Annotated in this window: 25 protein-coding genes and 1 pseudogene; 10 read left to right on the top strand and 16 right to left on the bottom strand. The window is 61.3% G+C overall.

The features are described 5' to 3' along the window. The 3 genes from PAF17_RS17595 to PAF17_RS17585 form a co-directional block, all read right to left on the bottom strand. On the bottom strand, positions 1–180 hold a 180-nt coding region (locus PAF17_RS17595), incomplete at its 3' end, for a hypothetical protein (RefSeq protein ID WP_271890408.1). Between the two features lie 309 nt (positions 181–489). Continuing rightward, positions 490–1,443 (bottom strand): AraC family transcriptional regulator, encoded by a 954-nt coding sequence (locus tag PAF17_RS17590; RefSeq protein WP_271890407.1) that lies wholly within the window; start codon positions 1,441–1,443, stop codon positions 490–492. 278 nt (positions 1,444–1,721) lie between these two features. Continuing rightward, positions 1,722–2,120, bottom strand: coding sequence for a RidA family protein (locus PAF17_RS17585; RefSeq protein ID WP_271890406.1), 399 nt, complete (start codon positions 2,118–2,120; stop codon positions 1,722–1,724). A gap of 125 nt (positions 2,121–2,245) precedes the next feature. On the opposite strand from PAF17_RS17585, the gene PAF17_RS17580 reads away from it, so the two are divergent. After that, a complete protein-coding gene (locus tag PAF17_RS17580; RefSeq protein WP_271890405.1) occupies positions 2,246–2,863 on the top strand; it encodes a TetR/AcrR family transcriptional regulator in 618 nt (205 codons plus the stop codon). Here the strand turns inward: PAF17_RS17580 and PAF17_RS17575 are convergent. Together PAF17_RS17575 and PAF17_RS17570 are read right to left on the bottom strand one after the other, a co-directional pair. Beyond that, positions 2,860–3,801, bottom strand: coding sequence for an alpha/beta hydrolase family protein (locus PAF17_RS17575; RefSeq protein WP_271890404.1), 942 nt, complete (start codon positions 3,799–3,801; stop codon positions 2,860–2,862). The genes PAF17_RS17580 and PAF17_RS17575 overlap by 4 nt on opposite strands. Continuing rightward, a complete protein-coding gene (locus PAF17_RS17570; protein ID WP_271890403.1) occupies positions 3,798–3,965 on the bottom strand; it encodes a hypothetical protein in 168 nt (55 codons plus the stop codon). Before PAF17_RS17570 ends, PAF17_RS17575 begins: the two co-directional genes overlap by 4 nt. 125 nt (positions 3,966–4,090) lie before the next feature. On the opposite strand from PAF17_RS17570, the gene PAF17_RS17565 reads away from it, so the two are divergent. Next, positions 4,091–5,002: an AraC family transcriptional regulator gene (locus tag PAF17_RS17565; RefSeq protein ID WP_271890402.1), complete on the top strand. Its 912-nt coding sequence runs from the start codon at positions 4,091–4,093 to the stop codon at positions 5,000–5,002. Between the two features lie 18 nt (positions 5,003–5,020). Here the strand turns inward: PAF17_RS17565 and PAF17_RS17560 are convergent, their stop codons facing one another. After that, positions 5,021–5,227, bottom strand: coding sequence for a ParD-like family protein (locus PAF17_RS17560; protein ID WP_271890401.1), 207 nt, complete (start codon positions 5,225–5,227; stop codon positions 5,021–5,023). A 113-nt stretch (positions 5,228–5,340) separates the two neighbouring features. Here PAF17_RS17560 and map point away from each other — a divergent pair. Then, positions 5,341–6,195, top strand: a pseudogene (gene map / locus PAF17_RS17555) (type I methionyl aminopeptidase). A gap of 471 nt (positions 6,196–6,666) precedes the next feature. Here map and PAF17_RS17550 read toward each other — a convergent pair. Next, positions 6,667–7,164 (bottom strand): lactoylglutathione lyase family protein, encoded by a 498-nt coding sequence (locus tag PAF17_RS17550; RefSeq protein ID WP_271890400.1) that lies wholly within the window; start codon positions 7,162–7,164, stop codon positions 6,667–6,669. Positions 7,165–7,267: 103 nt separating this feature from the next. Between PAF17_RS17550 and PAF17_RS17545 the strand changes: the two genes are divergently transcribed. Then, positions 7,268–8,158: a LysR family transcriptional regulator gene (locus PAF17_RS17545; RefSeq protein WP_271890399.1), complete on the top strand. Its 891-nt coding sequence runs from the start codon at positions 7,268–7,270 to the stop codon at positions 8,156–8,158. Between the two features lie 184 nt (positions 8,159–8,342). Here the strand turns inward: PAF17_RS17545 and PAF17_RS17540 are convergent, their stop codons facing one another. From PAF17_RS17540 to PAF17_RS17515, 5 genes are all read right to left on the bottom strand, one after another. Beyond that, positions 8,343–8,633 carry a hypothetical protein gene (locus PAF17_RS17540; RefSeq protein ID WP_271890398.1) on the bottom strand — a complete coding sequence of 97 codons (291 nt, stop codon included), beginning with the start codon at positions 8,631–8,633 and terminating at the stop codon, positions 8,343–8,345. 124 nt (positions 8,634–8,757) lie between these two features. Further along, positions 8,758–9,888: an NAD(P)/FAD-dependent oxidoreductase gene (locus PAF17_RS17535; RefSeq protein WP_271890397.1), complete on the bottom strand. Its 1,131-nt coding sequence runs from the start codon at positions 9,886–9,888 to the stop codon at positions 8,758–8,760. Position 9,889: 1 nt separating this feature from the next. Next, a complete protein-coding gene (locus tag PAF17_RS17530; protein WP_271890396.1) occupies positions 9,890–10,921 on the bottom strand; it encodes a Gfo/Idh/MocA family protein in 1,032 nt (343 codons plus the stop codon). A gap of 24 nt (positions 10,922–10,945) precedes the next feature. Beyond that, a complete protein-coding gene (locus tag PAF17_RS20150; RefSeq protein ID WP_334223672.1) occupies positions 10,946–12,457 on the bottom strand; it encodes an amino acid ABC transporter permease/ATP-binding protein in 1,512 nt (503 codons plus the stop codon). An 89-nt stretch (positions 12,458–12,546) separates the two neighbouring features. Beyond that, a complete protein-coding gene (locus tag PAF17_RS17515; RefSeq protein WP_271890395.1) occupies positions 12,547–13,365 on the bottom strand; it encodes an ABC transporter substrate-binding protein in 819 nt (272 codons plus the stop codon). A gap of 189 nt (positions 13,366–13,554) precedes the next feature. Here PAF17_RS17515 and PAF17_RS17510 point away from each other — a divergent pair, with 189 nt between their 5' ends. Continuing rightward, positions 13,555–14,619 carry a LacI family DNA-binding transcriptional regulator gene (locus PAF17_RS17510; protein WP_271890394.1) on the top strand — a complete coding sequence of 355 codons (1,065 nt, stop codon included), beginning with the start codon at positions 13,555–13,557 and terminating at the stop codon, positions 14,617–14,619. 310 nt (positions 14,620–14,929) lie between these two features. On the opposite strand, the gene PAF17_RS17505 is transcribed toward PAF17_RS17510, so the two are convergent. Continuing rightward, positions 14,930–15,622 (bottom strand): TetR/AcrR family transcriptional regulator, encoded by a 693-nt coding sequence (locus PAF17_RS17505; protein WP_271890393.1) that lies wholly within the window; start codon positions 15,620–15,622, stop codon positions 14,930–14,932. Positions 15,623–15,730: 108 nt separating this feature from the next. On the opposite strand from PAF17_RS17505, the gene PAF17_RS17500 reads away from it, so the two are divergent. From PAF17_RS17500 to PAF17_RS17480, 5 genes are read left to right on the top strand one after another with little or no spacing between them, the layout of a single operon-like run. After that, a complete protein-coding gene (locus tag PAF17_RS17500; protein WP_271890392.1) occupies positions 15,731–16,096 on the top strand; it encodes an ethanolamine utilization protein EutQ in 366 nt (121 codons plus the stop codon). Then, a complete protein-coding gene (locus PAF17_RS17495) occupies positions 16,093–17,412 on the top strand; it encodes an NAD(P)/FAD-dependent oxidoreductase (RefSeq protein ID WP_271890391.1) in 1,320 nt (439 codons plus the stop codon). The genes PAF17_RS17500 and PAF17_RS17495 overlap by 4 nt, the downstream gene beginning before the upstream one ends. A 26-nt stretch (positions 17,413–17,438) precedes the next feature. After that, positions 17,439–18,434, top strand: a complete 996-nt coding sequence (dctP, locus tag PAF17_RS17490) for a TRAP transporter substrate-binding protein DctP (protein WP_271890390.1) — start codon at positions 17,439–17,441, stop codon at positions 18,432–18,434. Between the two features lie 35 nt (positions 18,435–18,469). Next, on the top strand, positions 18,470–18,976 hold the full coding sequence (locus tag PAF17_RS17485; RefSeq protein ID WP_271890389.1) for a TRAP transporter small permease: 507 nt from the start codon (positions 18,470–18,472) through the stop codon (positions 18,974–18,976). A gap of 1 nt (position 18,977) precedes the next feature. Continuing rightward, positions 18,978–20,267: a TRAP transporter large permease gene (locus PAF17_RS17480; RefSeq protein WP_271890388.1), complete on the top strand. Its 1,290-nt coding sequence runs from the start codon at positions 18,978–18,980 to the stop codon at positions 20,265–20,267. Between the two features lie 86 nt (positions 20,268–20,353). On the opposite strand, the gene PAF17_RS17475 is transcribed toward PAF17_RS17480, so the two are convergent. The 3 genes from PAF17_RS17475 to PAF17_RS17465 all read right to left on the bottom strand — a co-directional run bounded on the left by PAF17_RS17475 (position 20,354) and on the right by PAF17_RS17465 (position 23,254). Next, the gene (locus PAF17_RS17475; protein ID WP_271890387.1) at positions 20,354–20,842 is read right to left on the bottom strand and encodes a cell wall hydrolase; all 489 of its coding nucleotides are present in this window, start codon (positions 20,840–20,842) and stop codon (positions 20,354–20,356) included. 164 nt (positions 20,843–21,006) lie between these two features. Next, positions 21,007–22,383: a BCCT family transporter gene (locus PAF17_RS17470; protein ID WP_271890386.1), complete on the bottom strand. Its 1,377-nt coding sequence runs from the start codon at positions 22,381–22,383 to the stop codon at positions 21,007–21,009. 52 nt (positions 22,384–22,435) lie between these two features. Further along, the gene (locus PAF17_RS17465; protein ID WP_271890385.1) at positions 22,436–23,254 is read right to left on the bottom strand and encodes an alpha/beta hydrolase fold domain-containing protein; all 819 of its coding nucleotides are present in this window, start codon (positions 23,252–23,254) and stop codon (positions 22,436–22,438) included. Positions 23,255–23,282: the final 28 nt, after the last annotated feature.

Here is a 23,282-nt window from a genome sequence, read left to right as displayed (position 1 = left end):
GGTAACGTCGGAATATTGCAGATCGGTATCGTCGAATTCGACAATGAAAACCGCGTTGGACGTGTCCGTGACGCCCTGGTTCTCAAGAAACGTTTCGATCGGCAGCGAGGTTACTTCCAGCCCGCCACCGGTATTGTTTCCCGTGGCGATCGCATCCACGGGAAATGTCAGCGTAGCCATTGCTTAAACCCTTCTAGCCCGGAGCCTGCTTCAATTTCGAAATACCTCCGGGATTCGACCAACCAGCAAGCGGCGGGAATGCCGGCGGGCAAGGCCGTCACGCCTGGGGACGGGCGCACGCCTGCTTTCGGGTAAATCTGATTGCGAAACGAGATTCCTTCGAAGCCGTGCAGCATCATGTTCCCCCTGACATGTAACGATTGCGTGGCACGCAAAAAGAATAGTTTACGTGGTTAAACCTCGCCGGCATTCCAGACGAAATTATCGCTTGGGTAAAGGGGTGGCATATGCAGATTCTGCCAAAATAGCCTAATTAGACGAGTTCACGGATCTGACGTCAGAATTGCGCCTCTGGCGCGTCGCAGAAGGCAACTCGCCGAACAGTTTGAAATACATGCCTGACGCCCGGCCGGGTTCGGCAAAGCCCCAGCGCCGGTGAATCCTGGAAATGGCATCCGTGTCGTTGCCACCTGAAAGAAGATCTTCGCGTATGTGATGAAGTCGAAGGCGATGGAGATAACTCAGGGGTGTGTCATCCAATTGTTCGCCAAACGTCCGGTAAAGTGTTCTTGGCGTTGTCTCGGCGGCACGGGCGATATCCTCGATGCTTATCTGGCAATAGATATGAGCGTGGATAAAATCCCGCGCGCGGCGCAAGATGATCGCCTGACGACACAAGCGCCGCGGCCCGGCCAGGCGGCGGGCAGGGCGCGAGAAATACGGTAGAAACGGCGCTAGAAGATTGTCGCGCAAACCAGCCATTTCGCAACTGGTTCCTGCATGTATGGCCCCTAGCTGCCGCGCCAGAACTGCCCCCGCCTTGTCTGGAAAACGCTCGGGGTGTATCCCGGTGCCCCCAAGTGTGATCTTGTTGATGACGAATTCCTGCGCCTCGGCAAGTGCGTGCAGCGTTTCATGACTGATCGACGCCGCCAGATAAAGTGAACCCGGCCCATATACGGCGTCATGTTCGTCTCCTGGCTGAAACAGCCCCATGAAGTTCGGACCGATCGCATGGCCCCAATGCCGTGATCCCGATCCGACACGCAATGCCACCCCGAAGGTCACCAGATCAGGAGACAGCGTGCCCCGCAGTGCCACGCGACCATTTATGAGACCGCTGGAGAATACCACCCCTCGATCCTGCGCAAAAGCCAGCCCGCCGTGCAGCGCACCTTTGGACAATTGCACCGCCTCCAGACCGGCATCGCGAACCGCATCCTTCAATTCCTCAACATGACTAATCCGGGCGATTGTCCACATGTCTCATCACGGTATGGCCACGAAAACCTAAGCTAATCCCGCGATGCCAGTTGCGGCTTTCAGAGCGCAGGATGTCTCCTGCGGATGATAACGGATTGTGGGGGCGATACGACAACGAAATGAGGCCGGGATGCATGGGCTGACCAGATGAGCATCGCAAAGGTGAGATCCGAAATCGGTGGGCAGACGACGTTCTCCCTATCGCCTGATCAGCAGAGTAAGTTACGTGGGGGCCTCCCATCGCGGGCGGACTAGGCGGCGGAAGGCAAGTTAACCGATCAAGCGAGCGGAGCGCGGGCAATCACCTTGATCTCGAAATCAAACCCGGCAAGCCAATTCACACCGAGCGCGGTCCAGTTGGGGTAGGGGGCCTGCTCAAAAACCTGCGCCTTGACCGCCATGATGTCCGCGAACTGGCTTTCCGGATCGGTGTGAAAGGTCGTCACGTCGATGATGTCGTCGGTGCTGCAACCGGCGGCGTCTAGGACGGCCTTCAGGTTGTCGAACGCCAATTCGACCTGTTTTCTGAAATCAGGCTCGGGTGAGCCGTCTTCGCGGCTGCCGACCTGACCGGAGACAAAGACCAGATCGCCGGATTTGATCGCCGCGGAATATCCATGCGTTTCGTAGAGCGCGTGGCGGTTGGCGGGGAAGATAGCTTCGTGAGCGGGCGCCATGTGGACCTCGTATGTCAGACGTGGAATTCTGCACCGCACTTATATACGGTACGTATGTGAATTAATCCACATACACTTCGTATGTCAATTCGCATACGTTTCGTATGCGAGGGAAAGAGGCAATTATGGCAAGTCAGAACCGGGCAGAAAAGATGGAGGAGACCCGCAGGAAGCTTATCGCGGCGGGGCGCAAGGCCTTTGCCGATAAGGGGTTTGCGGCGGCGTCGATGGACGAATTGACCGCGCAGGCCGGCCTAACGCGCGGGGCGCTTTATCACAATTTCGGGGACAAGCGAGGCCTGATGGCGGCGGTGGTTGACCAGATCGACACGGCAATGGCCACGAAGGCGCAGGCAGCGGGGCAAGAAGCCGGCGGAGGCTGGGCCGGCCTGCTGGCCGAGGGGGCGGCCTATATCGAGATGGCGTTGGAGCCCGAGGTTCAGCGGATCGTGCTGTTGGATGGTCCGGCTGTTTTAGGAGATCCCGCCCAATGGCCCAGCCAAAATCGCTGCCTGCAGGCGACGATTGAAACGCTCCTTGCGCTGGAGGCCGAAGGGCTGATCAAGCCGGTCGATATCGAAGCGCTGGCGCGTCTCTTGAACGGTGTCGCGTTGAATGCGGCTGTTTGGGTCGCCGCTAGCGAGGATGCCCCCGCAACATTGCCCAAGGCCCTCGCGGCGTTCGAGTGTCTGGCCTCCGGCGTTCTGAAAACAGCGCCGCCCCCGGCGGGTGAAACCAGCTAGCGGGCGAGCGCAATTTTCGCAATCGAAGGCGCATTTTGTTCGAGTGCGACTTGGCTCTGCGGCCATGCGGTATCATCGATCGACAATCGCGTTCTGAGCCAGGCAAGGCTCAGCCGCCGTGTGGCCTCCAACGCGTCGGGGTCTTCCCTGTCGGTTTCGCGCGCGTCCCAACCCGCGATCCCGCCCAACCCGTGACCGACGCCGCTGATCGTCAACAAGGCCTCGCCGCCCGGCGCGTCATGAAACGCATCTGCGTGCCATTCCGGGCCTCGATGCGTGAAATGTGGTGTATCATCGGCGCCACAGACGACCAGCGTCGGGCTGTGCAGGTGAGTGAAATCCACGTCAAAGAAGGGATAGCGCGTGGCATGTTCAGGCGTCAGGTCCGTACCGCCCCGGCCGGGGGCGGCTAGCAGAACACCGGCACAAATACGCGGATCGGCATAGCTTTTTCCCTCGAAGCGCGCGCCAAGCAGCAAGGCGCAGGTATGACCGCCGAAGGAATGACCGGCCACGGCAATCCGGTCGTGGTCCAGCCGCCCGGTGACCGCCGGGGCCTGCCGCTCCACCTCGGCCAACTGGTCAAGGATCGCGCGTATCTCCGCGACGCGCTCGCGCCAGTAGAGCGGGCCGTCCGGCAGGTCCGGATCCAGCCCGCCCACACGGGAGCTGGCATGGGTCGGTTGAATGACGGCGATCCCCCGTTCCGCCCAGAATTGTGCAAGCGGGGCATAGCCATCCTTGGATGGGATGACATTCGAGGGGCCATAGCCATGGGACAGCACCACGATAGGCAGGGCGTCCCCGACCGCGGGGGCCGTCAGGCGCAGCGCCAGCGGCGGGCGGTCCGGCATCTCCAGCCGGATCGGCGTATAGGCGACGGTCAGCTCCGGCTCGGGCGTGGGCAGGGCGCGGGCGGTCGTGATCAGCCGGTTCATCGAGTGGTGCCTGCAGCGGCGGGGCGGCCCGGCAGGGGCAGGCCCTCTTCGCGGAACCAGCGCTCCGCATCCGCCCCTGCGGGCAGCATCATCGGCGTGATCTCATCGGTCACGGCGCGCCGGACCGCCTGCGCGACATCGCTTATCTCGGTTTTCTCGGTCACGGATTGAAGGCTTTGGACATACGGGGCATGGGATATCTCCTTGTCTTTGATAAGACGGATCTAGACGCCCGATTTCGTTCTATCTATATTCATAGATCCGGTATTCTATATCAAATGTCCAAACCATGCTCGATACCCCGCCCGATCCCCTCTCCAGCGTCGTCACCCTGTTGAAGCCTTCCGTCTCCATTTCCAAGATGGTCGAGGGCGGCGGGCAATGGTTGGTGGAGCGGCGCGACATGGCCAGCCCCTTTTATTGCGCTGTGGTCGAAGGTCAGTGTGACCTGACCGTCAAGGGGCGGGATACGCTTGGGCTGAGGGCCGGGGATTTCGTGCTCATTCCCCACATGCAGGGCTTTACCATGACCAGCGCGGTGCCCCCACCGCCCCATGTGCCGCGTCGGCCCTTGGAAACCGTCCCTGGGCGGTTCCGGCTGGGGAAGCCGGAGGCCCCGGTCGATATGCGTGCCCTCGTCGGGCATTGCCGGTTCGACACCCCGGCAAGCGATTTGCTCGTCTCACTTCTGCCGGATCTGATCCATGTCTCGGGCCAGGACCGCCTGATCGCCTTGGTGCCGACCATCCATGAGGAAACCCGCGCGAACAGGCCCGGGCGCGAGATGGTCCTGGAGCGGTTGCTGGAGGTGCTGCTTATCGAGGCCCTGCGTTCCGGTCCGGCGGGGGCTCTGCCGCCGGGGCTTCTCCGCGGATTGTCGGATCCGAAGCTGGCCGGCGCCTTGCAACAGATCCACGCAGAGATGGGCAGCGCCCTGTCGGTTGAGGCCATGGCGCGGGCGGCGGGCCTGTCCCGTTCCGGCTTTTTCGAGCGGTTCCGCAAGCAGCTTGGCCGTGCGCCGATGGAGTACGCGACTGACTGGCGCATGGCTGTCGCCAAGACGCTGCTGAAGCAAGGCAATCTGACCAATTCCGAGATTGCCCAGAGGGTCGGCTACGGTTCCGCCAGTGCCTTCGGGCTGGCCTTCACCCGGCACGAGGGCCTGTCGCCGGGCGCCTTCACCAAGATGAGCGATGGATAGGCCGACGCCGCCAGGTGCTTAGGCCGCGCCGATGACCGGCGTTTGCACATCGGCCTCTTGAAGTTGCTGCGCCATGATCTGAGTAAAGGGCAGCGTCGGGTTGGTCTCGGCCAGCATCCCGACCTTCATCCAGAACTCGGCCTGTGCGTTGATCGACCGGCACATGACGGCGCTCGATTTGCGCAGCTCCTCATGCAGATCATCTCCAATCTTCACGATCCCCATCGACGCCCTCCTGGCTAATGATATACGTTTTATATATGATTCGTATAAACCAGAAGTGACAATCGATCAATCGCGACCTCTGCTATCCCGCATTGGAACACCGGGAAACCATCATGGACAGCTACCTCAACGTGCCAGTCGCCCCGAATGCGAAGGGCGCCCGCAGAACCGAAGCCATCAAGCTTTACGGGCCGGACGCCTTTGAGGGGATGCACCGGGCAGAAGTGTTGACGGCCAGATGCTTTGACAGGGTCTGCGATCTTGTCCGCGTCGGCATTGCGCTATCAGAAATCGACGCCTACGTGGCCGACTTCGCAGCCAACTATGCCGCCAAACCTGCGACCCTGAGCTGCAAGGGTTATCAATACGCCTGCTGCACATCGGTAAACCATGTGGTCTGCCACGGATCTCCAAACGAGAAGAAGCTGCGCGACGGCGATATCGCCAATGTTGATGTCACGCTGATTCATGACGGGTGGTATGGCGCTTCAAGTCGCATGTACGCGGTGGCAAAGCCGAAACGCGCGGCGGAACGCCTTATCGGGATTGCCCATGAGGCGATGATGCAGGGCATAAGGGCCATAAAGCCCGGCGCGCGATTGGGGGATATTTGCCATGCTATCCAGAGCTATGCGCAGTCGCAACGCTGCTCGGTGGTGCGCGATTTTTGCGGTCATGGCATTGGTTAGGTCTTTCACGACTCTCCCAATATCCTGAACTTCGGCCGACCCGGAACCGGCCCTGAGCTGCGGGAGGGCATGATCTTTACGGTCGAGCCGATGGTCAACCTGGGGCGCGGAGATGTCAAAATGCTCGCAGACGATTGGATCGCGGTGACACGGGACAGATCGCTTTGAGCGCAGTTTGAACATTTGATCGGCGTGACATCCGAGGGTTTCGAGATTTTCACACTGTCACCCAATGGCCTTCATGCGCCCGGTGTCGCAATTCAAGCTACCCTTTTTTAGTGAGCTTCTGTATTCGAGGGGGGGGGGCGGGCTCGGCTGAGATCAGGACAGCGCGCCCTTGTGAGGACCAAGCCGCCACACACGATTTGGGCACTCTCCGGCCTCTGCCCGGATCAAATGGCAATCACCGCTTCAACTTCCGCAACTGCCCCTTGGGGAGTGCCGAGACTTCATCGCCGGCGCTTGCAGGGATAGAGGCTTGAAGCGCGTTGCCGTATTTTTTTTGTTTATGTCGGTAAATTTTGACAGGTCGGTTAGCAGACGGGATCACGTTCTGGATCGCCTGTGGCGGGATGAAGTGTCAGACCATTTTCCAGTAGGGAATGCCAAGGGCGCGTGCGGCTTCGCCTTGTCCCTTGTCCCTTGTCCCTTGTCCCTTGTGCAGACCTTGCAGACCTCCGCTCACGACCTCCGCGAGATAGGCCGAGGAGAAGATTTGAACCGCTCCGGAAATCCCGGAGCGGTTCACAGCTATTCGTAAGCGCCAGTGGAATAGGTGAGTTCGTAGCTGTGGCTGTAAAGCTCGAAAACGATTCCGAACGGGTCTTCGACATAGACCATCCGGTAGGGCTTTGTGCCGGGAAAGTACGCGCGTATCGGCATCCTCTGACGCCCGCCGGCTTCGACGATGCGTCGGGTCAGACCTTCGACATCCGGGTCTTGCACAGCGAAGTGAAAGGTTCCGTGACGCTTATGCTCCAGTTTGTCTTCGGGCGCGTAATTTCCGGGAAACTCGAAGATCTCGATCCCGATACCGTCGGCCGTTGACAGGTGCGCGATCCTGAGTGAACCCCATCCTGGGCCGAACACATCCGTGCACATGGCGCTGATCGCGCTGTCGTCCTCTACGACCTCGGATGGTGTCATCACGACGTAAAAGCCGAGAACGTCGGAGTAGAACTTCACGGCGGCGTCGAGGTCGGGAACGGACAGGCCGATATGGGAAAAGCTGCGGGGTGTCTGGTTCATCTCATATATCCAAGGATGTTGCGTTTTTACCGATATGGATTGCGCATGTCGTTTTGTGAAATTATCAATTGTCATGAAAATACAAATGTGACGTTATCAAAAGATGCTGAATTCCACTTGGCTCGATACCTTCACGACGCTTTGCGAAACCGGGCATTTTACCCAAACTGCAAAACGTCTGAACATGACCCAACCGGGAGTTAGCCAACATCTCAGAAAGCTCGAGCAGCAGGTCGGACAGGGCCTGATAACTCGGCAGGGTAAGGGTTTCACGCTTTCGCCGGCGGGCGAGGCAATCTTCGCGCTTGGTCTATCGCGCCGCACCGAAGAGAAACGCCTGCGCGACGCTATCGAGGCAGACGACAGGGACGCGGGGGCAGTTCACATCGCTTGTTCGGGCAGCTTTGCGATGCATCTCTATCCGTTTCTGCTGCCGTGGATGCGCGTTGCACCAGAACTGAATGTGCACCTCGAGGCAACGCCGCAGGCCGAAATTCTGGCAGGGTTGCTGGAAGGACGCTTCGACCTAGGCGTGCTGGGCGCTGACCCCGACCACCCGAGACTGGAGGCCAAACATCTTGGACGCGAAGAGCTGTGCCTTGTTCTGCCAGCGGATGCGACCGACAAACCTGTATCTTTCGACGATCTCGAGGCTTGCGGCTTTATCGCACATCCCGACGGTTACACTTATGCGGATGACTTGCTGCGACTGAATTTCCCGGAAGACTATCCTGGGGCCGACCAATTGAACCTGCGCGGTTATGTTAACCAGATCGGCCAGATCCCTGCCCCCGTGGCCAAGGGGGTTGGCTACACGCTCTTACCCAGAAGCGGCGTGGAAGCTTTCACCGACAAGGCAGGCCTTGTCGTATATCAGCTTCCCAAGCGCCGCTGGCACGACCTCTGGCTCGTCATGCGTCGCGGTCGCCGCTTGTCAGCGAGGGTTCGCTACGCGCGTGGCAAAATCGAGGAGGCGGCTGGTCAACTCCGTTGAGCGAAAGGTCGTCGGACATGCGGCATGAGAGTCATGTGGGTTGTTCCGCTGATTGGTGCAGCGAGATCAGCCGACAACCCGGCGGACATCGTTCAAACCGTTGAAATGCAAGGTTCTTTAGGGGATCTCTTGCCAACCATTCGCCAGGCCACATAGACAAACGCTTCATGGCTCTTGGTTGTGATCACCGCCGGTGCCGGATCCTGTTGGGGAATGCCAGAAACCAACTCGGTCCGAGGCCTTCGAGGCAAATCGCTTGGCTGTCACCATGAAATTCAAAGCCCCCGCCGGGCGGCAAGCGTGCCGTTGCAGCAGCCGGACGGTTCGCGCCGACATGCCCAATATCGGTGATTTGTCCCGGCCCAAAGTTTTCCGGTTTTCTTTGAATGTGAGTGATTGCGCCGTTCGGATCTGGCGGTGGCTTGCTCGGATCCTGCACACCGTCGACGATCTGCCGGTTGAACGGGCGCTTCAATGGCACCCGTGATTACCGTGACAGGGTGCGCCACCGAAACGTGTCGTTTTCACAGGCCTGATTGTCCGGGAATCGGTGGCCGCGATCTGGATCGCGACCACTGTGGTCGGTGCAGCTTGACGGCTCAGTTTGCGAAGCGCTCGGGACGGAACGGATCGAACAGCGGGTGGCGCAGTCCAAGTGCCATTTCTTCCGCTAGCAATTCACCTGCGAGCAGTCCGAGCGTAGCCCCACTGTGCGAGAATGCCACGAAACAACCCGGCAGCTCTTGCAGCTCGCCGAATACCGGCTCGCCATCTCCAGGGATCGGCTTGGGACCCAGATGCACGGCCTTGACCTTCAAGTCAGGCGCGTAGGACAGAACCTTGCGAGCCTCGTCGATCAACCCTGAAACGGTCGACTCCAGCGCCTGGTAACTGCCGTCCCCGTTCACGACCACTTCTTCCTCGGACCAGCCGGAATCGAGGAAGAAGGCCCCATCAGGTGTCGGACGGATGGCAACGCGCGGGGTGTTGAGGACGGTGCGGAGCGGATGCGCGACCGGGTAGGTCTCGACGAGCAGCGCCACAGGCGTGTCGTCGCCGATGGTAATGCCTTGTTCGGCCACCATGGCTGGAACCGCGGGACCGGTGGCCAGCAATACCTTGTCGGCGGTAAAGCTGCGGCCATCCGCACAGATCGCGCCGGTGCAGCGACCGTCTTTCACAACCAGATCGGCCGGTCCTGCATCGGTGACGAAGGTGCCGCCCGTGTCCGTGACCTCGAAGGCGAGCTGGTCGATCAGCGAAGGCAGGTCTACCCAGCCTTCGTTGCCGTTGAAGATCGCCCCGGCGCTTGTCACGCGGCTGCCATCGACCCCATCGATCCGCGCACTGACTTCCGCGCCCGACAACAGTTCCGAGGGATATCCCAGTTCGCGTTCATGGCGGTGAACATCCGCAATCTCGTTGCTGTCACCCTCGGCGTCCCAGGTGAGGCCGCCGGCGAAACACAGCCAGGGGGCACCGGGGTTGCGGTCAGCCAGAACGCGATAGCGCTCGATCCCGGCCTGGCGGAGGCGGTGGTAAGGCAGCGACCGGCGGCGCGCTGTGTTGAGCCAGGCCAGCGACCGCCCGGAGGCACCGTTGCCGAGCGGGCCGTCATTGATCAGAGTGACCTGCACGCCCATGCGACTGAGCTGTGCAGCGGTCGAGACGCCGAAGATGCCGCCGCCGATGATCAGCGCGGTGGAAATGGAAGGCTTGGGGCACTGCATGTCAGTCTCCTGCTTGTCCCGTTGTCGTTGTAATGGCTTCCCAGCGGTGGCTTTGCGCGGCGCGGGTCAGTGCCTCGAGCACCGCGGCGTTCCCCAGGATGTCCCCGGTGGTGGCGGGCGCGGTCCGGTTCTGTTGAACTTCTCGTACAAAGCTCTCTGCCTGCAGGCGATACTGGTCGGCGGGCGTGCAGGTCAGCAGTTCGCGCCCGCTGCCGAGCAGGTCGGCGCCGCTGTCGATTGTCAGCCGCGCCGCATGATCGGCAGGGCAGTTGAAGGGCGCGTCGAACACCAGGTAGCCCTCGGTTCCAAGCAACGTAAGCTGCTGGACCAGTGCGGATTGGGTCGAGACGGTGAAACTCAGTTGACCGCCACCCGGAAAGTGCGCGGCCCCGGTGGTCAGCCGATCGGTGCCGAAGTCAGGGTCGAGGTCTATGGTGCAGCTGACCGCCTCGGGTTCGGCACCGAAGAAGAAGCGCGCGGTGTCGACCGCGTAGCACCCGACATCATAAAGCCCGCCGCCGCCGATATCTTTCTGATTGCGAACATTCGCCGGGTCGTCGTTGCAGTAGCTGAACAGAGCTTGCACCCCGGTAAGCCGCCCGATCCGGCCTGCGCGCAGCAGTTCGTGGGCGCGAAGCCATTGCGGGTGGTGACGAGTCATGAATGCCTCGGCCACTACGCGCCCTGCGGATTTCGCCGCAGCGGTGACCTTGTGGGCGTCGGCCAGGGTCAAGGCAAGGGGCTTTTCGCACAACACGTGCTTGCCGGCGGCCAACGCCTGCATCGTCAAGGGCACGTGCAGGTGGTTCGGCAGGGGATTGTAGATCACATCGATTTCGGGGTCTGCGAGCAACGCCTCGTAGCTGCCGTAGGCGCGTGGGATGCCGAAATCGCCGGCCATTGCCTCGGCGCGGACAATATCGCGCGATGCGACGGCCGTGAGGCAGCAGCCATTGGCCTCCCGCAGCGCGGGCAGCATCGCCTTGCGCGCGATGCCCGCAGTGCCGAGAATGCCCCATGATAGGTTTTTCATCGAGTTTTCCTTAGGTTTTTCGGGTCACAGGACCTCGGCGAAGAACTTCTTCAACCGGTCGGTCCGGGGGTTGTCAAAAAGCGCGTCGGGCGTGCCGGATTCGACGATCTTGCCCTCGTCCATGAAAACGATCTGGTCAGCGACCTGCCGCGCAAAGCCCATCTCGTGTGTGACCACGACCATGGTCATGCCACGCCGTCCGAGATCGGCCATGAGGTTGAGGACACCCTTCACCAGTTCCGGGTCGAGCGCGCTGGTCACCTCGTCGAATAGAACCACTTCGGGATCCATGGCCAATGCACGGGCAATCGCCACGCGCTGTTGCTGGCCGCCCGACAGGCTGGACGGGCGGTGATCCCCGCGCCCCTGCAGGCCCACCTCGGCGAGGCGCGCATCGGCGATGGCGCGGGCCTCGGCGCGCGCAAGCCCCTTGATCTTGGTGAGCGAGAGCAGGATGTTCTCGCGCGCCGTATGATCCGGGAACAGATTGAAGTGCTGGAACACCATGCCCACTCGGGCACGCAGGGTCTCGGGCTTCATGCTGCGGATGTCGGTGCCGTCGAGCAGTGCATGACCGCTGTTCATTTCGACCAGACGGTTGAGGCTGCGCAGCAGTGTCGACTTGCCCGAACCGGAAGGGCCGATGATGCACGTCACCGAACCTTCGGGGATCTCGAGGTCGATGCCGCGCAACACCTCGAGATGTCCGTAGCTGAGTCGCAATCCCCGGACCGACAGACTGCCGCCGTTGAAGCGGGTCTGCTCGGTACCGTCTGTCGTCGCGCCCAGCTCGTCAACTTCGTCGAGACCACTGGTGGGCTGGGCGGCGCTGGAACGCTTGCCAGTACGCAGCCGGTGATCGATATGGTTGACCAGATGTGTCAGCGGCACGGTGATCACCAGATAGAAGATCCCCGCCAGCAGCAGCGGCGAGAGGTTGCCCGTGACAACCGCAGCATCCTGCCCGACGCGAAAGATTTCGCGCTCCGACGCCAGAAGGCCGAGGAAGTAGATCAGCGAACTGTCCTTCACGTTCGAGATGAACTGGTTGACCATCGCGGGCAGCACACGGCGGATCCCCTGCGGAACGACGATCAGGCGCATGCCTTGACCGTAGCTCATTGAAAGGGCCTTGCAGGCCTCCATCTGCCCGCTCGGCACGCTCTGGATGCCCGCACGAAAAATCTCGCCCATATAGGCGCCCGCAATCAGGCTAAGCGCCAGAATGCCGAGTGGGTAGGGCGAGGGCCCGAAAAGCTCGCGGCCCAGTCCGGCAAAGCCCTGTCCGATCAACAGGATGGTGACGATGGCCGGGAGGCCGCGGAATATGTCGGTGTAGACGCGCGCAGGCATCCGCAGCCAGGCTGCGCGCGAGATGCCCATCACGGCGAGGATGATCCCGATGATGATGCCGATGACTGTCGAGGCGGCTGCTAGGATCAGCGTGTTCTTCAGGCCGGTCGACAGCATGATCGGCAAGATTTCGGCCATGGCGTCCCAGTCAAGGAACGTCCGTTGGAGGTTTTCCAACCACATGAGGGTCTCCAGGGGCGGGGTCTTGGGGCCGCCCGACGTCTAGGGAATTGTGCTGCCGGCAATGCCGGCAACTCGAGGTTCGCGCGAGGTTAGCCGTTGCCCGGCAGATATTGCTCTGGCATCGGCGAACCGGGGAACCACTTCTGATAGAGATCGCGCCAGGTGCCATCCTCCATCGCCGCGTGCAGCGCCTCGTTCAACGCATTGCGCAGCGCGTCATTGCCCGGCTTTACGGCAAATCCGGCAGGGGCATCGAACGAGGGGATGTTGACCTTGATATCGAGATCGTAGCGCTCGCCATAGGTCTTGGCAGCCTCGTAATCAAGGAAATGGGCGTCGATGGTGCCATTGTTCAACGCCGCAACGCCGGTGTTGTTGTCGGGAAACTGGACGATGTCGGTGTCGGTGAAGGTCTTTTTGGCGTACATTTCCTGCAGCGTGCCTTGCACGACGCCAAGCCGCTTGCCCGCAAGGCTGGCGGCGTCATCAGTGACCGCATCCTGACCTGACAGGACCGAAAGGTAACCGGCAAGGTAGCCGTCCGAGAAATCGACAACCTCTTCGCGCTGCTCGGTAATGCCGATTGCAGCGGCGGCGATGTCGAATCGACCGTTGGAGACCGACGGCAGCAGTGCCGCGAACTCCTGTCCGGTAAAGAGGATCTGATCTTCCTCGAAGCCGAGCCGCCCGAGAACGTTGCGCAGGAAGTCCACGTCGAACCCACTGAATTCGCCGGTGGCGGTGGTGAAGGCATAGGGCTTGGCATCGCCGAGAGATCCGACACTTACCGTATTGGCGTCGATCAGGTTATAGGGGTTGTCCTGCGCCTGGACGGCGCTGGCGGCGGCTAGTGCAACCACCATGGCGGTCAGGGGGGCTTTTACCCGGTCGAGAAGGCTGATGGACATTTCATGTCTCCGCTGTTGACGGGCCGATCTTTTCGGCGTGCAAGCACCTTCAAGCCGGCCTCATTTAATGGTGATACCGGTGTCACAAGTAATGATACCGGTATCAGTGGTTACATGGTTCATGTATGTTTCGATTCGCGTCAATAGCGTTGATAAGTATTTCGAGCCCGGAAAATCGAAGTGACAGAAATGAGCGGCAAAAAGAATTCACTCACCGTTGCGGATGTCGCGCGGGAAGCAAAGGTATCGAAGGCCACGGCCGCCAGGGTGCTTGGCGAGTATGGGATTGCCAGCGAGGGTGCGCGCAAGGCCGTATTGGAGGCCGCGGAACGTTTGGGCTATCAGCCGAACGACCTTGCGCGTTCGATGAGCACCGGGCGCAGCGGGCTGGTCGGCGTGATCGTCGGCGATATTGAAAACGCCTTCTTCAGCCAGGCGGTGCGGGGCATCAGCGACACATTGCGCGCCGCCGGACTCAACCTGATCATCAGCAATTCCAGCGAACAGCTGTCCGAGGAAATCGAGATGGTCTCGGTCTTGTTGCGCCAAAGGGTCGCCGGACTGATCGTGGCGCCGACAGATGCGCGTCATGTGGATCACCTGAAAGCGGCTCTGGCTGCGGGTACGCCGGTGGTCACACTCGACCGCCACGCGCCGCAGCTAGGGGCCGATGCGGTCTGCGGCGAGGACCGCCAGAGCGTCGGTCGCGTGCTGAGGCGGTTGCAAGAGGAGGGCCATCGCCATGTCGCCTACGTCACCGCCATGAAGACACGCGACGGCAAGCTCGGCCGGCTCGAGGAAATCGGCATCTCGGCCGTGCGCGAGCGGATCTCTGGCTTTTTGACGCAGATGCGAGAGGCGGGCGTGGAAGATCCCGCCGATCTGGTTTTCGTCGGCGCAACCGGGGACGACGAAACGACCGCTGTCGTAACACGCATCCTCAAGCGATCTCCGACGATCACTGCGATCCTTGCTTCGGACAGCCTCATCTGCGCGCGGGTTTTCCGGGAACTGTCGGACCGGGGTCTGACGTTGCCGCAGGACATGACGCTGGTTTCCTGGTTCGACGCGGATTGGTCGCGGGTGACCACGCCGCGGATCAGCGTGGTGGATCAGCCGACCTATCAGTTCGGGCAAAAGGCCGCCGAGCGGCTGATCGCCCGGCTGAAGGGCGACGCCTCGCCGCCCCGGGTATATGTTATTCCGACGCCACTCCTTGAACGCGGTACGATTGGACCGGCCAAGACCGAATAACCTCTTGCAGCGGCGCGCGCCGGGCATGTCGGGTCATTTTCAAGGTCTGGACTGGAACAGCTTCCGGCGTATCAGATAAGGGGTTTTTCGACTATAACTGCTTTCACGCAACCCTTGATTTGGTTCTGCTTCAATCTGTATGGCGCAACTATTCTGAAGCGATGCATGCGGGACGGTCGCGAGTGCGACGAAACACGGCCGCCCGGCAGAGACGTTTCAGTCCAAAGCGTCGAGCAGAGCGATGTCGGTGGCGATGTTTGGCCTCGGCTTGCCCGGATGCTGGTTCAAGGGATCATGCGGCATTGTGTGGTTATTCTTCCGCAGGGATCGGTTCATCACCCCACAGCTTTTTGCGGGCGATAATACGCTGACGGAACGCGCGTTCGGCATCGGCGGGCAGGTCCTCGCCGGTATAGCTGTGATAGTATGTGGGCACGAAAGACAGGCGGTCTGCCAGCGGTTCCCGCACCCGCAAGGCATAGTAACCCATTTGGGTGTAATAGAAATTTCGCGCGCGGATGATCGATTGCTCTGGCGAGAAACCGTGATCCGCGAACATCGCGATCAGCGCGTCCAGGCGTTCGCGATCCGCACTTGCAATGGTTTCTTCAAGGCTTGAATCGTTGCGCGCCCAATCCCGCACGGCAAGGTCCAGCATCGGGTCGAAGCGTTCCGGGTCCAGCCATGTCTCGAACAGCGCAAGAATCCGGTTGCGCAGGCCGCCGGCGGCCGATGCCGCTTCGATGATGCCTGCGGTGTTCTGCTTGTTCCAGACTTCAAGCAGCGCGCTCAGCAATTCGGACCGGTCGGCAAAATGCCAGTAGAAGCTGCCGCGGGTGACGCCGAGTGCATCAGCAAGTCGGGTGATTCGCACGGAATCGACGCCATTCTGGACCAGCATCTGAACTGCAGCCTGCAACCAGTCGCGCCGGGAAAGCCTTGTTTGCGCTTTCTTTTCTCCAAGTTCGCTGCTGACTTTTTCGATGACGCTCCGGTTCGTCATTGACGTCTCCATACATACATGTACTGTTCCATACATGCTTGTACTGTACAGGCATGATGCGCCAGCCGTACAGGAAAACCGGCCGGCGACCAGAGGGAGGAGGCAGAAATGGTGGCCACCAAGGCGGCGCCGCCGCGCGTCATGGCGTTCGACAAGCTGAATTTTCAGCCGCGTTTTGCCTATCCAGAGATGGCCGAGGCCGTAGAACTTGCCGGAGAGGCGGATCTGAGCGCCCTGTCGGGCGGGTTTGCGCGCTTCAAGGACGCCCGTATCCCGTGGACGGTCCAATACGACGAGCTGATCCTTGTTCTCGAGGGTGAGCTGACCGTTGAAACGCCCGCCGGCCCGATGGTTGCCGGAAAGCATGACACGATCTGGCTGCCCAAGGGCACTGAGCTGACCTATATCTCGCGCGATGCGCTGGTATTTTACTCGCTGCATCCGGCGAACTGGGCAAGCGCGGGTGCACAATGAGCCGGATCACGTTGCTTCCCAAGGACGACAAGACCAATGGCTGGAGCGCGGTTCTGCCACCGCGCAGTCCGCGGCCCAAGTTGATCGGGGACGAAACAGCGGATTTCGTCGTCATCGGCGCGGGCTTTGCCGGGCTTGGGGCGGCCAGACGGCTGGGCGAGCTGCGCCCTGACGCGCGGATCGTCGTGCTGGACGGTCAACAACTGGGTGTAGGCGCATCAGGCCGCAATTCCGGCTTTGCCATCGATCTGCCACATAATGTCGGCTCGTCGCTGGAGGAACTGGCCAAGGGCAACGCCTATATGCGGCTGGCCCGCGCGGGCATCGCCGCGCTGCACGACAGCGTCAAGCGGCATGGCATCGACTGCGACTGGCACGCGGCGGGGAAATATCACACCGCGACCTCGGCCCAAGGCGCCAGGGACGTGTTGCGCCCGACTGTCGCTGAACTGGAACAGCTTGGCGAAGCTTATGAATGGCTGGATGCAGAGCAGACGGCGCAGCGGCTGGGAACGCATCATTTCAGCGCGTCGGTCTATACGCCGGGCACGGTGCTTTTGAACCCTGCGGCGCTCAATCGCGGGCTTGGCGAGAACCTGCCCGAGAACGTGACCCTGTACGAAAACAGTCCGATCCTGGACGCAGATTTCGGCGATATGATCACCCTGCGTAGCGCCGAGGGCAGCATTCGCGCGCCGAAGGCCGTTCTTGCGGTAAACGGGTTGGCGATGCGCTTCGGCTTCTGGCAGGGTAAACTGCTGAATTTTGCCGCCCATGCCAGCATCACACGCCAGTTGACCGAAGCCGAGCAGGCCAGCATTGGCAATATCGCGCCCTGGGGTTCGACCCCGGCCAACGCCTTTGCCGGTATCACGATGCGCTATACGAATGATCGCCGCATCCTGATCCGCCAGAACATCCATTTCTGCCCCAGCCTGCGCCAGTCAGACGCGCGCCGCCAGCGTATCCGTGCCGACCATCAGCGGCTGTTCGATGAACGTTTTCCGCGACTGCGCGGCGTGACCATGGAACACACCTGGACGGGCTTTATCTGCCTGTCACGAAACGGCGCGCCGGGTTTCGGCAAGGTCGCCCCGAATGTCTGGAGCGCGGTGTGCCAGAACGCGGTCGGCGTTGCCAAGGGCACGATCAGCGGCCGCCTGGCCGCCACCATGGCCGCGGGCGAGGATGACCCGCTGATCTCGGACATGCTGAGCCTTGGCAGCCCGACATCGCTGCCGCCCCGACCGTTTCTGGACCTCGGCGTGCGCGGTCGATTTGCATATGAACTTTTTGCCAACAGGCACGAAGCCTGACGGCAGGACAAGAGGGAGGGAACATCATGAAGACCATCGGCGCAACCGTTCTGGGCGCATTGCTGGGTTGCACCTTGCTGGCAGCGCCGGCAATGGCCGAGACTTTGCGGATCGCGACGGATTCCGGTGCCAAGGGATCGGCCGCGGGAAATGCGATCGAAGCCTGGGCAGCCGAGATCGAAGCCGCCACCAATGGCGAAATCGAAACCGAAATCTTCTATCAGAACGAACTGGGCGGCCAGCAGGAGGTGTTTGACCTGCTGATGGCGGGCGATTTGGATCTGATGCTGAACTGGCCGATGACGTCCTATGATCAGCGCATCTCGATCATCTATACGCCTTATATGTTCACCGAATGGGACGAGGCGCTGGCCGCCTATAGCCCCGACAGCTGGATGAGTCAGGCTCTGAACGGGATCTATGCCGATAGCGGGCTGAAATTCCTGGGTGCCTGGCCCGAAGGGTTCAACGGTGTCGGCACCAAGGATGGTCATGCCACCTCGGTCGAGGATGCCAGTGCCTTCAAGGTTCGCGTGCCACCGGTAGCGCCCTTCACCGAGACGATCTCGGCCATGGGGTATCAGACAGCGACCGTCGACTGGGGCGAATTGTATTCCGCATTGCAGACCGGCGTCGTCGATGGTGACGCGGCCAATGTCATCTTCTACGAGGTCGAATATTTCGGCGATGTGCTGACCGACTATACCCACAGCCGACAGCAGTTCCTGACCGGTATCCTGACAGCCAATATGGAAAGCTGGGATGGCCTGACCGCCGATCAGCAAGAGGCCGTTGCCGCAGGGGCCGAAAAGGTCATGCTGGCACAGTTCGATGCCGCCAAGGCTGCCGATGACGGCTATGTCCAGACATGGAAGGAACTGGGCCACAGCTATGTCGAACTGTCCGACGACCAGATGGCGGCGCTGCGGTCGACCGTGCGCGAAAAGGTCTGGCCGCAGATGGACAACCTGATCGGAGCAGAGCTGATGGAACTGGTCCGGAACAACACTTCCGCACAGTGACGGCCGCGGCGGTGACGCAGGCAAGAGGGGGCATCTTGATCGGTTTTCTGACCATCTTCGACCGCATCTTCACGCGGGCGCTGCACGCCTTGATCCTTGCGACAAGCCTGATCGTCACGGTCGCGCTTGTGACCCTTGTGGTCTGCCGCTACGTCTTCAACTATCCGGTCGCTGGCATGCATGAGCTGAGCATGCTTGCCGCGCTGTGGCTTTATATGGCCGGGGCCGTGCTGGCCTCGCGCAACAATGGCCATCTGGTCGTGGATTTTCTGGCAGGGTCGCTGCGATCATCGCGCGCAAAGGCGCTTCATCAGCTGGTCGTGGCGGCCCTGACCCTGATCATCGCCTGTTTCTTTGCCCTCTGGGTCTGGAAGATGCTGGCCTGGGGCATGAAGCGACCACAAAGCATCCCGTTGCTGCAAATCCCGCTTTGGGTGGCGCAACTGCCTTTTGCCCTGGCCGCATTGTCGGCCATGGCCTATGCGCTGCGCGACATGGTGCGCGCGGCGCTGTCGCTGACGCGCGCAAGCAAGGAGAGCTAGCATGGAGCCCCTGCTGATCCTTGGTCTGCTGCTTGTCCTGCTTGCCATTGGGCTGCCTGTTGCCTGGTCATTCGCGGGTGCGGTCGCTGCGCTGGTCTGGGTCTATGATGCCAATCTGAATACCCTGATGCTGCAGGGGTTCCGTTCGCTGAACTCGGTGATCCTGCTGGCGCTGCCGCTGTTCATCCTTGCCGGCTATCTGATGCAGTCGGGCGGCATTGCCGCGCGGTTGGTCGGGTTCGTCGAAATGGCAGTCGGGCGGCGAAGGGGCGGAATGGGCAATGCCATGGTCTGTGCGGCAGGTGTCTTTGGCGCGATTTCGGGCACGGCAACGGCCTCGGTCGCGGCCATCGGAACGCTGATGATCGACCCGATGGCGGAAAAGGGCTATCCGCGCGGCTATTCGGCGGCGCTGTTGGGAATTTCCTCGCTTCTGGGAATCCTGATTCCGCCGTCGATCACGATGATCCTGTTTGCAGTTGCAACCCAACAATCCGTGGCGGCCTGTTTCGCGGCCTCGATCGTGCCGGGAATTCTGCTGATGATCGGGTTGATGATCTTCAACCGCAGCCAGATCGGTCGCCGCATCACAGAGCTTGGCACTGACGCCGCGACCACGTCGGCACAGCGCTGGCGTGTGACCGTGCGGGCGTTGCCGGCCTTTTCGCTGCCACTGATCATCATCGGCGGAATCTATGGTGGCGTCTTCACGCCGACCGAGGCAGCGGCCTTCGCGGTTCTTGCCTCGGTATTGATCGGGGCGCTGGTTTATCGCGACATGAGCTTCAGGCGCATGCGCGACAGCACCATCGCCGCCGCCGAGACGACCGGCTCGATCGTCATCATTCTGCTGTTTTCCTTCATCATCGGCCGTATTTTGGTCAGCGAACGGATCCCGCAGGACCTGGCCCAGATCGTTTCCACCCTTGTCACCAACCCGATCTGCATCATGCTGTTGGTCAATGTGTTTCTGGTCTTTGCCGGGGCATTGATTGATGACGTGTCGGTGACCGTGGTCATCGCGCCGCTTCTGCTGCCGCTGATGCAGATGGCCGACGTGAACACGGTGCATTTCGCGGCCATCGTCGCGACCTCGGTCGTGATTGGCGCGAACAGCCCGCCCATGGCACCGGTGCTGTTCATGGCCTGCCGCATCGGGCGCGCATCTGCCCATCAGGCAGTCGGGCCCGCATTGCGGATGATGCTGTTCGTGGCGCTGCCGGTGATGCTGCTGACGACTTTCGTGCCGTCGGTGTCGCTGATGCTGCCGCGCTGGTTGGGGTTGATGTGAGGTATCGAAAAGACGCGTGGATCTATCGCAATGGGGTTTCTGGCGAAAGAGATCAGCGACTGGGATGAAGCGAGCGGTTTGGATGCTCAGTATCCCGTGATGCCCTCCAGCGGTGGAAGCGGGCGCGGTTGGGTTACCAGATGGGGCTTGCGGCGCTCGTAAAAGGCATTGCCGCCGGCCGTCACGACGTAATGCATGTTGTTGTAACCGGCGCGATAGCTTGCGGCGTGGAAAAATTCGGCCTGACCGACCAGCGGGTGGCGCTCTCCGCGCAGGACCGATGTGGCGGCGCCCCTGATCTGGGGGGCGGTGCGCAGGTCCATCTTGCGCGTCATCACGCCGCTGGCGAATTGGTTTTTCTGGGCGACCACGCCACAGACGCTGTCGGGATATTCGGGCGAGCGCACGCGGTTCATCACCACATTGCCGACAGCCACCATTCCGTCGCGGCTGGAGCGGTTGGATTCGAAATACATCGCTCGTTCCATACATTCCAGATCCGAGTGCCCGGAGGGGCGGCCGCAACCGGCAAGGGCGGCCAGAAGGGCCAGTGTCGCGGCGGTTCCGAAGCGCATTCTGTCATCCATTCATCAAGGTCATTCGCCCGACATTGGCATGTCGCGGGCGGGCATGCCAGTGCTTGTGATGACCATGAACGATCCTTGGCAACCGGGCTGTTGCACGAATGCGAAAGCCCCCGTGCGGGGGGCTTTCTTCGTGATCTGGGCTGTTGGCCTCGTCAGGTGGATATTTGTCTTTCGCGACCCTGCCTGACCAGCATCAGGAAACCTGCGGTCAGGGCGAAGATGCCAAGCGCCACCGGGATTGCTGCCACCGAGATCAGCGACAGGATCACCTTGAAGATGTCGCCGTCCAGCCGGTTGATGACCACCGCCAGCCCGGCCATCATCAGGATCCAGAAGGCACGCGAGCGGCGTACGGTCAGCATCTCGCATACGAGGCCAGCGGAATCGGCGCTGGTGACGAAGAACAGCAGGATGTTCAGCGTCAGGATCACCGACAGGACGCCGCTGCTATCCAGCGCGGACATCAGCGCGAAGACATCCTCGGAGCCGGTCGACAGGCCCGCGATACCGAAAACGGTGAACCAAAGGCAGGAAAACAGGCTGGGCACCAGCATCACGCCAAGAACCAGTTGCCGCAGCGTCCGACCCCTGGATATGCGGGCGATGAACACGCCGGTGAAGATGAACCAGCCATACCAGGCCGCCTCGAAGGCATAGAGCCAGTCGGCCAACCATGCCTTGCGTTCGGGATCGCCGGCGCCGATATCGGTGGCCATGGCGGGATACTGGGCGATATATTCGGGGACCAGCCGCAGGAAGGTCATGACGATCTGGCCGGGCTCGGACAACAGGAAGACCCCGCCCATCAGGATCAGTGCCAGAAGGGTGTTGTAATTGCTCAGCCATTTGATCCCGCGCTTGATGCCTGTCGTGCTGGACGCGATGGCGAAGGCCGACAGGACCAGGATCACGACCGCGGCATCCAGTTCGGCGCCGGTATAGCGTGTGATTGCCTGTCGCAGCGGATCGGCGGCATAGGAGAAGGTCAGCGACAGCCCGATCACCGTCGAGACGACAAGACTGACAAGGTTGATCCGGCTGAGGAGTCCGCCGCCCAGAAGCGTCTCGGCGGGTTTGCCGATACCCAGATTATGCATCGCATGGGCAAAGATCACTCCCACGGCAAGATAGCCCGACCAGGCCAGCAGGCCCCAGTGATTGAAGGCATAGAGCAGCGCCTGATCGGTGCTATTGCCGGCCTCGACATGGTAGCGTGGTTCCAGAACCCCCCAGGTCAGCAACCCGATGCCCATGCCCGTCGCGAACAGCATCCCGATCCAGCTGATCGTGGAGAATTCGGGCGGCCCCTCGCCGAAGCGCAGCTTCCCCAGGGGCGTGAACATCACCACCACGAAGATCACCGAAGCGAGGAAGGCGGGCCATGTGAAGATGAAACCCAGATTGCCGATGACAGAGACCTTGATGGCCTCGAGCACCGATTGAAAACTCTGTGGGGCGATGGCCGCCGTGCCGATAAGGGCGATGACCGTCACGACCGTCGCGATGCTTATGCCGAGATTTTGCTTCAAATCACTCTCCTTTGTTGTTGTGTGGGGTCCGTGCGGATGCCGGACCCTTCTGTCATCCATCAATCTGCGTGCTGATTGCCGTGCAAAATTCGCGCCATGCCCGATCCATCGCGGGCAGGGATTCCCGCGCGTGAAGGCAGCCATGCAGCATGTCCGGCGCGACGCGGTAGCCGACATCGGCACCCGCGCGGCGCCATTGCGCGACTGCACTTTCCAGCGGATATGTCAGCGGATCGCGCGACACGGCCAGCACCTCGATGCGGGTTGCGGGGCAGGGCTGGGTGTCGGGCGCGTCGAATGCGATCGCATCCCAGGCCGCCAGCACATCGGCGCGCGACAGAAGCGGCGCATCCGCCCCCAGCGTTTCGGCGCAGGGCCGCCCCACCACCGGATAGACCAGCCCCAGAAGCGGCGCGGTTGCCATGTCCTGCGCGATGTCGATCACCAGCCGCCCTCCGGCGCTGTCGCCGACGATGGCGACCGGGTTCAGCGCCTGGATCGCGGCGCGGCAATCTTCAAGGGCGTCGGCATAGCTTGCTTCGGGCAACAGGCGATAGCCGACGCTTGCAACTTCGCGCCCGATCGCTTCGGCTAGCCCCGCGGCGACACCTTGATGACTGTCCAGCGATCCAATGGTGAAGCCGCCCCCATGCAGGAACACAACCTTGCCCGGACCGCACTTCGCCGGCCGGTGATGTCGCACCGGGACACCCGCGACTAACCTGTCACTCAGAACCATCCCTTTTGGCAGATCGGGCGCAAATCCTTTACAAAGCGCGTCATAGGCGCGCCGCGCATCGGGCGGTGCCAAGCCTTCCATCGCGTCCAGACCGGACTGGAATTCCCGTTCGAACTGCGAGATGGCGATCATGTTGCGGCATGCCTTTTCTGGATAGGAT

Source organism: Paracoccus onchidii (genome assembly GCF_028294535.1).
GTDB lineage: Bacteria > Pseudomonadota > Alphaproteobacteria > Rhodobacterales > Rhodobacteraceae > Paracoccus > Paracoccus onchidii.
The sequence above is the reverse complement of the archived record's forward strand: the minus strand, read 5'-3'. Positions and strand labels throughout refer to the sequence as shown.